The sequence below is a fragment of the Acinetobacter sp. YT-02 genome (assembly GCF_002412355.1).
Classification (GTDB): Bacteria; Pseudomonadota; Gammaproteobacteria; order Pseudomonadales; family Moraxellaceae; genus Acinetobacter; species Acinetobacter towneri.
Window position 1 is genome coordinate 1 of sequence record NZ_NOZT01000073.1, and the last position, 9,869, is coordinate 9,869.

The window sequence follows — 9,869 nt, forward strand, 5'->3', positions numbered from 1 at the left end:
CTGCTCCTGCAAGCCGATAGCGAGGGGCCATACCCTCATCTCTTACGCCGCTTGCTGCGGCACACTAAAGTCACCCACCCATAGTTGGTTTGGATGATCAGCACTAAAATTGCGTTTCACCAAGTCATCTGCTCGTTTTTGATCATCTCGGCTACGGGTAGTTTGTTTATTCTTACCACGCCAAACACCTTGTATACCTAGTTTTTGCATCAATCGAGCAACTGTACAGCGCGCAATAATATAGCCTTCACGTTTCAGTTTTTGCCAAACTTTACGTACACCATATCGACCTGAACTTTCCTTCCAAATTCGTTTAATTTGTTCAGCATGATGCAAGTCATGTAAATCTCGTTTCGCTCGATGTTCTGGATTGTCCGCGAGATCTAAAGTCCGGTAATAGGTTGAAGGTGCGATAGGTAAAATTCTACAAATCGCCTCGACTCCGTACAGCTCTTTATTATTATGGATAAAATCCACCATTATTTGTGTGGGCGGTCGAGCTCCGCCTGGGCGAAAAAAGCGGCTGCTTTGCGTAGAATTTCATTGGCTCGTTGCAGTTCTTTATTTTCGCGTTCAAGTTGTTTAATGCGTTCTTGGTCTGAAAGCTGCTGTACTTTGATTGGATTCTGTTGATTCAAATACTTCTGATGCCAGGAACGTAGTGTTTCAGGAGTACAGCCAATCTTAGGTGCAATTGCTGTGATTGCAGCCCAAGTAGAAGGATAATCTTTTTCAGATTCAATCAATAATTGAATCGCTCTTTCTCTGATTTCAGGGGTATATTTTAATTTTGTCATCGGGATAGTCTCTCAGAATATTGACTCTCCGACAAACCCGGTACGGTTCAACTTCAATAAAACGAACGTAACGCAATATTCCCAAATCAATGCTTAAATCGAGATCATCAGCGACTTTATCACCATTTGCATACGCCTTATCCGCTTCCGTATGCTGGTAATAGGCAACCGCTAAGTTGGTTCCCCCTGGAAGTGCTTGATAATCCCCGGCATCAGAACTCACCCCTGCGGCTTGCAGGTCCAAAGCGGCAGTTAAAGCAAAGACCAAAGCAGCTATTTTTTGATTTGAACGATGATAGAAATAGTTTTTCATTTGTTTCATTTTTAACTCTGTTGTTTTGACTCATTTTTTTAAAATGAGTCTTCCTAGCACAAAGACCACTCAGGTCTTTGCGCAATTTCTTGATTTTGATTTGGGTATTAAATATGGAAAAACGTTGGGTGATCAGTTTTCGTGCATAAGCACAATACGCCCGATGACGTTGCCATCTTTCAAGTCTCCAAATGCGGAATTGATCTGCGAAATTGGCAGTTTTTTCACGGGAATGGCTGACATGTGGGTTTCTTTCACCAGCTCCACCAGCTCTCTTAATTCCTCTACCGTCCCTACATAACTGCCCTGGATTGTGAGTGGTCTCATTGGAATCACCGGAATGGAAAGCTTAATTTCTCCCCCCATCAATCCGCAGATCACAATATGCCCACCACGTGCAGCACTCGCCAAGGCAAGGCTCAATGTTGGATTACTGCCAACCAGATCAAGGATCAGACGTGCACCACCGTCAGTTGCCTGAATCAGCTGTTGAGCAGCATCCTCACTTCGGCTATTGATGACCGATAATGCACCGGCAGCACGTGCTGCTTCCAGTTTGCTGTCATCAATATCAACTACGATTGCGCCTTTGGCTTGCATAGCTTTGAGCAACTCGAGTGCCATCAGCCCTAAACCACCGGCACCAATGATCACCACCGGCTCGCTTTGAATCAAATCACCGAATTTTTTCAGTGCACTGTATGTTGTCACGCCTGCACATGCCAAAGGTGCAGCTTCAGCCAGATCCAGACCTGCAATATCCACCAGATATCGTGGATGCGGCACGATGATATATTCGGCAAAACCACCCGGCTTGGCGATGCCTAACTGTTGCGGTTTGGCACACAGGTTTTCTTCGCCACGTTTACAGTAGTTGCATTCACCGCAACCAATCCATGGATGAACCAAGCTGACCATGCCGACCTTGACTGATTCCGCATCTGGACCGACAGCAACCACCTGACCTGTAATTTCATGACTTAAGGTTAAGGGTGGCTTCAGCCCACGATCTGCAAGGGATAAACGCTTGCCCCCACCTAGATCATAATAACCTTCCCATAAGTGTAAATCCGTATGGCATAGACCTGCGGCTTTTACATGGAGTAAAACTTCAGTACCTTTCGGTTGCGGAATTTCTTTCTCAACGTCTTCGAGTGGTTGTCCATGATGCGTCACGCAGTAACAGTGCATGAATCTCTCCTTTGAAACAATAAAATAGACGGCCTTGTAGTGAACAAAGTCTTTTATTCACTAAGTTTTATACGCCGTGTGGGCACTGATTTATGCTTTAAACCACTGCGCAATTTTCGCTAATTCTTGATCAGCTTCACTTGCACGCCCAGCTAGGAAAGGAAAAACGTGCTGCATGTTGTCCACCACAGATAAAGTCACATCAACACCCTCTTTTTTTGCAATATCAGCAAGACGTGTTGCATTGTCTACAAGTGATTCAACTGATCCGGCATTGATATACAAACGTGGGAAAACCTGATAATTGGCTTTTAACGGATTCGCCAATGGATTTGCCGGATCACCATGTTCACCCAAGAACATTTGTGACATGCCTTTAAGCAGATCCACTGTAATCAAGGCATCAGTGGCATCGTTGCTGATCAGGGTTTCACCTTTGTGCTCCATATCCAGCCAAGGAGAGAATGCAATCACTGCTCCTGGCAACTCAATCCCTTCATTTCGTAGATTGAGTACGGTTGATATCGCCAGATTCCCCCCCGCAGAATCCCCTGCGGTCAGCATATTTTTTGCAGTAAAGCCACGCTGGAGTAGTTCTTTATATACTGCTGTCACGTCCTGAATTTGTGCCGGGAAGACATGTTCTGGTGAACGTCGGTAATCAACCACAAATGCGGATACCCCTAAATACTTGGCCAAATGCCCCACCAGCTTACGGTGACTGGCCGAAGAACCGACCGCAAATCCACCGCCATGGGTATAAATGATGACTTTGGATAAGTCAGCATCTTTCGGATAAATCCAAAGACCTTCTACACCTGCCACAACATCGAATTTATAAGACACTTCTTCCGGTTCCAATGTAGGTTGATGCCATTCATCAAACATACTGCGAAAGTCTTCAATGGTCATATTCGGATTTTCCTGCATCCGTCTTGACCAGTTCGCATATAAATCGAAAAGAAATTGAGTATTGCTTTGTGTGCTATTCATTTTAAAATCCTTGATTTGATATTTAAGGAATAAATCCTAGTTTTATTCCATGAAGATATAAAAACTTGAGTGCCATCACTCATGGCTAGACACTCAGAAGATCCAAATCTAAAGAGTGGCTTTGCATCACTGGTTTGATACAATTTTTTGCATGACTAAGTAATCTACGGATAATCTAACCGTTTCAAATTAGTATTTTAAAATGTAAAAAATACATACCAGCGAATGTTTTCTGCAAAATCGCATCCTGTTCAATATAGCTTTTGATCCTACTTATTCTCTTTTCTATTCCAGTCCGTTATAAAAAAGCTTTCATTAATTTTATGCAATCATGAGCTATGAATGTTCTTAAACATTAAACGATTGTGTGTATGGCTGACTTGTACATTCTTGTACTTATTTTTGTATAAAATGATCAGGCTCATCAATTTATGGGAAAAATTACAATTCGGGTACAATATCTTTCCTGTTTCATGAATCTATTCAACTCATTAAACTTACGACCCTCAACTGCCCAAAATCATAGGATCTGCCGATCCACTTGCAGAATTAGCAATGCTAAAACATGAACTCCAAAGAGTTACTAAAAAAAGAGCATATTAAAAAAAAGCCGTGGCATATTTCGCAAGCCAGTTCAAGTCAGGTATGTCTTTATTCAGTACCTCAGTTAAACTTTAGATTTTCATAACGATGGTTATTCTGCATGGCTAAATACGCTAATCAGCAAAAAACTCTCCAAAAGATAGGCACAGAAACACATATTGAATAGCCACCAAAATTCTAGACACACCTAACCATCTTTTGATGGGCCTTTTCATAATCTAATGGAGAACGCTGACCATTGGAACCATGTCTGCGTTTTGAATTATAGAACATCTCAATATATTCAAAGAGATCGGATCTTGCTTCAGTTCTAGTTGCATAGATTTTCTTTTTAATTCGTTCCCGCTTTAATAGCTGGAAGAAGCTTTCTGCAACAGCATTGTCATGGCAATTGCCTCTACGACTCATACTACTTTCAAGATTATGATGCTTGAGAAATGTCTGCCATTCATGACTGGTGTATTGGCTGCCTTGGTCAGAATGGATTAGGACTTTGTTCTTTGGGTTTCTTCGCCACAAAGCCATCAATAATGCATCTAAAACCAGGTCTGTCGTGATTCTGGATTTCATCGACCAGCCAACAACAAGACGCGAAAATAGGTCAATCACAACTGCGAGATATAGCCACCCTTCATGAGTACGGATATAGGTAATATCAGTGACCCATAATTGGTTCGGCTGCGTTGGATTAAATTGGCGGTCTAAAGTGTTTGCAGCAACAACAGCTGGAGTACCAGTATGAGCTCTAGGTTTACGATAGCCTCGCTGTGATTTGAGACCATTCATCTTCATGAGCCGATGTACTCGATTGATCCCGCAACTTTCGCCAACATCTTTCAAATCACAGTGAATCTTGCGATAGCCATAGACTCCGCCAGATTCCAGCCAGAACTGTTTAATTAATCCTGAAAGCTGTTGCCGTTTCTTGGCAGTTTTACTGGTAGGTTGCTTTAGCCAGGCGTAATAACCACTGTGATGAACATCCAGAGTTGAACATAAACGACGAACAGGCCATATGTGCTGATTGTCCTGAATAAAGGCGTACCTCATTTGGACTGGCTTGCGAAGTACACCGCGGCCTTTTTTAATATGTCCCTTTCTTCAGTAACCCGTTGCAGCTCTTTTTTTAACTTTGCTAATTCTGTACTTGGATTATTAGATTCTGTGATCTTGGGCTGCTGTGGATCATAACGTTTAATCCAAGCATACAGACTATGTGTGGTGGTTCCTAAACGTACAGCAACTTCAGCCACACTATGGCCTTTCTCAGTGACTTGCTTTACTGCTTCAATTTTGAATTCTTCAGGGTATCGTTTACTGCTCATAAGCACCTCGTTAATTAGCCATTTTATCTAACTAAAAGGTGTCTACAAAATCGGTGGCTATTCATAGCTACCTTTTTTATCGTTACACATTAAATCCTATATGTTTTCCTGTTGGAAGCTCCACATCAATACGGAGCTTACCACCCATTGCCTCAACATACTTTTTCATGGTTGAAATCTTTAAATCATTACCACGATTTTCAATTGCTGAAAGTGATGGCTGTTTTATTCCCAAAGTTTCAGCAAGTTCTTTTTGGGAAATCTCTAACTCTTCTCGAATAAGATGGAGCTGAGTCTCTAACAGTAGCTCATCAGCCATTTTTTTAATACGTGCTTGGCTCTCTGGAGAGCGACTAACCAATAATTCCTGTAAGGTTTTAGCCATTAGATTGTTCTCCTAGGGTTGAGAGATGAAGTTCGTATTGCTGTTCTGCAATGTCCAGCATCTCTTTTATAGAAACGCTTTTTACCGCCTTTATCACCGATGCAAAGCACAATGGCCTGTCGTAATGGATCAAATGCAAAAAAGGCTCTAAGTGGTTTACCTCTATGCTGAACGCGTAGCTCTTTCATATTGGTAAATTTAGAGTCATACACGGTATCCACTAAAGGGCGACCTAAGCTAGGTCCCTGCTGCTGTAGAACGACCAAAGCTGCGAGGACTTTCTCTTGTGTTGATTCATCTTGCTGCTCAAGCCACTCATTAAACAGATCTGTTGTGATGACTGTCCACATATCACAACCAAAATATAGATTATAGTCTATATTTTATAGTGAACTTAGTCAGTTTTCAAATGGTAATAAAAAACCCCGACATCCTGTCGGGGTTTTTCGTGTTTGGTTGCAAGGTATAACTTCTGTCGTACCTAACCATCCTTGTGCTGATCTTTCTTATTCTTGTTGTTTGGAGCTTCCTGCTTTCCTTGACTACATCATAAGAAATAAAGCTTTGATCAGCTAGAAGCAGATTCCTTAAATTACTGTACGTCAAAGCGTACAAAAATGGCTTAAAAATAGCCCCAGAGTTATCCCCATAAATTGTGGATTTTTTTCAGGTTGAAAGCCTTATAGATTGTAGGTGATTTTCTGTTTTGAGTGTTTTTTGAGCAAAAATGTTGGCAAAAAATATCAAAACCGCTCATAAAAAAGCCGACTTGTTTCAAAATCGGCTTTTTGTGCATTTTTAGATTTTTCTGGTTTTATTAAGTATCTGATATTTATATTAATATACAAGTGTATTGCGTATAACCGCCATTATGTTAAATAGCATGCAATATTGGATACCATACTGAAATAAGTAAAACAGTACCTAATACTCGATTAAAGAGCACCATATGATGAGCTGTAGAAAGTATTTTTTTTGTGATTTTTCCTAAATAAGCCCAAATAAATAAACAAGGTAGAGAAATCAGCATAAAGATGAATGAAAATAGAATGAGTGACTGATAGTAGTTAGCTAGTTGTGCTGTATAAACAGTAATAACAGCAATAGCCATCAACCAGCTTTTAGGGTTGATAAACTGTAAAAAGAAGCCTGTAAAAAAACCATTTTTCTTATTTTGATTTTGGATTTTAGATTCTAGATCAGGTCTATAATTAAAAATTTTCCATCCAATATAGCTTAACCAAATGCCGCCAGTGAAACTTAATATTAATTGAATCTTGGGGTATTCATTGAGTGTTGTACCAATTCCAAGTCCTGTAATTAAGACTAATGATGCAGCACCAATACTTCCACCGAAGATTAAGCCTAATGTTTTTTTAATACTAAATTGATGACTTGTACTAAGAATAAGGAAATTGGTTGGTCCAGGAGTAATTGATGCAACAAAAGAAAAGGCACAAAAAGCTAAAATCGTTTCCAAAATAAAATCCAAAAATTAATAAACTATTTGGCTAGTTTGATAAATATCTTCAAGATATATCTAGAACATTTGTGCACGCTTTTTGATATTGATTCAATGTTATGCCATAACAACGTTTAAACCATCGACCTAGATGACTTTGATCAGAAAAACAAAGATATGAAGCAACAGTTGTTGCTGATAATCCTTTTCTTAACAATTCTTTTGCCTTATTTAAACGGAGTTGGATCAGATATTGATGTGGAGAACAGTTAAAGTTTTTTTTAAATACACGGTTAATATAAAAACGATCTGTTTTCACCAATGTTGAGAGTGTTTGTAAGTCTAAATCATGAAAGAGACTTTCATGTAAAATTTCTTTTAGCTTTAATGCAATATTAGGTAATGTCTGGATAGACTTTTCACGTTTATATAAAATTTTTTTATTTACCTAAGTTTTCTAATAAAAGATCTAAATACGTATCTTTCATCAATTGAGATTCATTGTTATTCAATATATTGTAGGTTGAAAGTATCAAATGTGAAAGTTGAGGATCAGAACGTAGGGTTGATTCGATAGCAAGTTCGATAGGCTCATTAAATATTCCTTCATAGCTTTTTTTTAACCATGCTGGATCTAAATGCATCATTTTATAAGTGAAGCCGAGAGGATCTGGTGCATTACCATCATGAACTTCTTCAGGTTCAAGCATGAAAGTTTGACCTTGATAGCTATCAATAATTTTTTTTCTACAATTGAATTGTTGATGTCCTAACTCTGTTACCCCTATAAGATAACTTGAGTGTAGATGAGGATCGTATGCAAAGCCTTTGAAGTGGGCATGAATTAGTTCTATACCTGTAGACTTATCCTGTGTGACATTGACCCAATTGCTCATATTTACTTAATTAGTCCTAATGGATTTAGCTTATCAAAAATTATCTAATGAAGAAATTCTAAAATTAACATAATACACCTTATACAAAATGCCCTTGTAAGCCCTTAATCAAGGGCATTTTTAGTCTCTACTTAACATAAAATTTTGGTGGTGCTTCAAAAAGTATGCTGCCTTTAAATGAAGCCATTATTGATGTAAAAGAAAAGAAGGCTAAATCAAAAGCTTTAAAATGGTTTTCAAGCTTTTTTGAAAAATTACAGCTTCTTCTGAAGCTACGCCTAATTCTATGCCTTATTTTGCAATTATTGCCTTCAATACCTACAGTAAAAAATTTACCAATACTTTGCTTACCATTTTTAAAAGCAGTGATGAAACTGTCCCAATGATCACTTGCAATTCGGGTGTAGTGAATATCTAATTGTTTAAGCTTTGTCTTCAATTGTTAGACTGTAGCTAAATCTCGTTTACCCCAAACATAAGCAACAATTTCACCTGTTTCTCGATGATAGGCGTAAATAAGCCATTGTTTATTCTTTTTATTTCCAACAAAATTCCAGAACTCATCTACTTCGAGAGATTCATAATGACTTTGCTGAGGCTGAATTTCATAGGTTGATTCAGTTAAAGTACGTAAAACTTTACCGATACTGATGCGCTCAACTTCAGCAATATCTCGTATACCGCTGCCTCTGACCATCAACTGTAATATTTTACGAGTAATACCTGACTTACATCCTAGATAGCTCAGTGCATGATCACCAATAAACTGACGTTTACAGTCTTTGCACTGATAGTTTTGTTTCCCATCTACTTTGATACCATTTTTCTTTATACTATCACTGAGGCAGGTTGGACATTTGATTGCTAGAGTTATTTGCATTTCTCTATTTTATCAAAATCCAATCGGCTTTTTCTTCAGCATACTTTTTGAAACACTACCAAAAATAGATTAACCTCAAACTTCTAATTCTTATAAATAATGAAAAACACCCAACTTATCTAGCACATCTAAAGACAATTGTTTACGTAGAGCAATATCATCACCAGCTTTCATTTGCATATTTAAAGCAAATGCCACCACTTGCCCATCTGCCTTTTCAACAAAACCCACATACCAACCCACTTGCGGGTCTACAGCCATTCCCCAGCCACTTTTAGCATATAGACGATTCTCCCCTCTGCGCTCTACATACAACATCTCTTTCACTTGTTGCTGAACTTCAGGTTTAAAAGGCAATTGCCCTTGGGCTAAATCATACACAAACTTTACTTCTTGTATAGGTGTAATTGTCAAAGGCCCTTTCAACCAAAATTGATCAACTTCCGTGCCTATTTGCATATTGCCATAACCAATACGTTGCAATTCACTTTGCATTAAGCTTGGACCAATACGACGTGCCAATTCTTGATATACAGGCACTGTAGATGCTTGCATGGCTTCGCCCAAAGTAAAATCTTTGTCCCATGCTTTAAAAAAACGTGGCTTTCCATCCCACTTAAATATTTCTGTAGATGTTGCTTTATGATTTTCTAAACCAATTAGTGCATTGGCAATTTTAAATGTAGATGCAGGAATATAAGCTGTTTTTGCTCGGTCTAAATGCGTGCCATATTTTTTAATATTTTGACCATCATATGTGACAAACACAGCATCAGCTGAGATTTCATTAAAAAGCGCTTGAACATTCTGATCGATGATTGAGTTATTCACTTGTGGAATTGTACTTGTTTTTGCTCGACTCATACTATGCTCAGCACAAGCCCCAATACTTATGCTTAAGCAAACTAAACTCAATATTTTTAATAATTTCATGATATACAACTTTAAAATTTGGTAGTGTTTCAAAAAGTATGCTGAAGAAAAAGCCGATTGGATTTTGATAAAATAGAGAAATGCAAATAAC

Annotated in this window: 7 protein-coding genes, 5 pseudogenes and 1 other annotated feature; of the genes and pseudogenes, 1 reads left to right on the forward strand and 11 read right to left on the reverse strand. The window is 38.7% G+C overall.

What is annotated here, in order from left to right; translation table 11 throughout:
* Positions 1-63 precede the first annotated feature (63 nt).
* The 4 genes and pseudogenes from CF596_RS13665 to CF596_RS13680 form a co-directional block, all read right to left on the reverse strand.
* A pseudogene (locus tag CF596_RS13665) lies at positions 64-797 on the reverse strand (IS3 family transposase); the annotation flags it as partial.
* Positions 406-522 (reverse strand) — a sequence feature (AL1L pseudoknot). Its footprint overlaps the pseudogene before it by 117 nt.
* Positions 772-1,119, reverse strand: a complete 348-nt coding sequence (locus CF596_RS13670; protein WP_096902793.1) for a hypothetical protein — start codon at positions 1,117-1,119, stop codon at positions 772-774. The gene CF596_RS13670 and the pseudogene CF596_RS13665, both read right to left, overlap by 26 nt.
* A gap of 123 nt (positions 1,120-1,242) precedes the next feature.
* Entirely contained in the window at positions 1,243-2,301 is a 1,059-nt protein-coding gene (locus CF596_RS13675; protein ID WP_032051439.1) for an alcohol dehydrogenase, read from the reverse strand.
* Positions 2,302-2,391: 90 nt separating this feature from the next.
* Positions 2,392-3,294: an alpha/beta hydrolase gene (locus CF596_RS13680; RefSeq protein ID WP_032051437.1), complete on the reverse strand. Its 903-nt coding sequence runs from the start codon at positions 3,292-3,294 to the stop codon at positions 2,392-2,394.
* A gap of 543 nt (positions 3,295-3,837) precedes the next feature.
* On the opposite strand from CF596_RS13680, the pseudogene CF596_RS14955 reads away from it, so the two are divergent.
* Positions 3,838-3,953, forward strand: a pseudogene (locus tag CF596_RS14955) (IS3 family transposase); the annotation flags it as partial.
* A gap of 121 nt (positions 3,954-4,074) precedes the next feature.
* Here the strand turns inward: CF596_RS14955 and CF596_RS13685 are convergent.
* The 7 genes and pseudogenes from CF596_RS13685 to CF596_RS13715 all read right to left on the reverse strand — a co-directional run bounded on the left by CF596_RS13685 (position 4,075) and on the right by CF596_RS13715 (position 9,778).
* A protein-coding gene (locus CF596_RS13685; RefSeq protein WP_087013213.1) for an IS3 family transposase occupies positions 4,075-5,222 on the reverse strand; the annotation gives its coding sequence in 2 pieces (ribosomal slippage) (positions 4,075-4,976 and positions 4,976-5,222; 1,149 coding nt in all).
* Positions 5,223-5,304: 82 nt separating this feature from the next.
* Entirely contained in the window at positions 5,305-5,607 is a 303-nt protein-coding gene (locus tag CF596_RS13690) for a helix-turn-helix domain-containing protein (protein ID WP_096902794.1), read from the reverse strand.
* A pseudogene (locus CF596_RS13695) lies at positions 5,600-5,957 on the reverse strand (type II toxin-antitoxin system RelE/ParE family toxin). The gene CF596_RS13690 and the pseudogene CF596_RS13695 overlap by 8 nt, the downstream one beginning before the upstream one ends.
* 524 nt (positions 5,958-6,481) lie before the next feature.
* Positions 6,482-7,087, reverse strand: a complete 606-nt coding sequence (locus CF596_RS13700) for a LysE family translocator (protein WP_000447788.1) — start codon at positions 7,085-7,087, stop codon at positions 6,482-6,484.
* Positions 7,088-7,136: 49 nt separating this feature from the next.
* Positions 7,137-7,965, reverse strand: a pseudogene (locus CF596_RS13705) (AraC family transcriptional regulator).
* A gap of 173 nt (positions 7,966-8,138) precedes the next feature.
* A pseudogene (locus CF596_RS13710) lies at positions 8,139-8,845 on the reverse strand (IS1 family transposase).
* 90 nt (positions 8,846-8,935) lie between these two features.
* The gene (locus tag CF596_RS13715; protein WP_002002480.1) at positions 8,936-9,778 is read right to left on the reverse strand and encodes a carbapenem-hydrolyzing class D beta-lactamase OXA-58; all 843 of its coding nucleotides are present in this window, start codon (positions 9,776-9,778) and stop codon (positions 8,936-8,938) included.
* Between the last annotated feature and the right edge of the window lie 91 nt (positions 9,779-9,869).

Bases quoted from the DNA above. Each gene is read 5' to 3' on its own strand.
- CF596_RS13690 (WP_096902794.1), bottom strand. From the start codon at position 5,607: ATGGCTAAAACCTTACAGGAATTATTGGTTAGTCGCTCTCCAGAGAGC.
- CF596_RS13670 (WP_096902793.1), bottom strand. From the start codon at position 1,119: ATGAAACAAATGAAAAACTATTTCTATCATCGTTCAAATCAAAAAATA.
- CF596_RS13680 (WP_032051437.1), bottom strand. From the start codon at position 3,294: ATGAATAGCACACAAAGCAATACTCAATTTCTTTTCGATTTATATGCG.
- CF596_RS13715 (WP_002002480.1), bottom strand. From the start codon at position 9,778: ATGAAATTATTAAAAATATTGAGTTTAGTTTGCTTAAGCATAAGTATT.
- CF596_RS13675 (WP_032051439.1), bottom strand. From the start codon at position 2,301: ATGCACTGTTACTGCGTGACGCATCATGGACAACCACTCGAAGACGTT.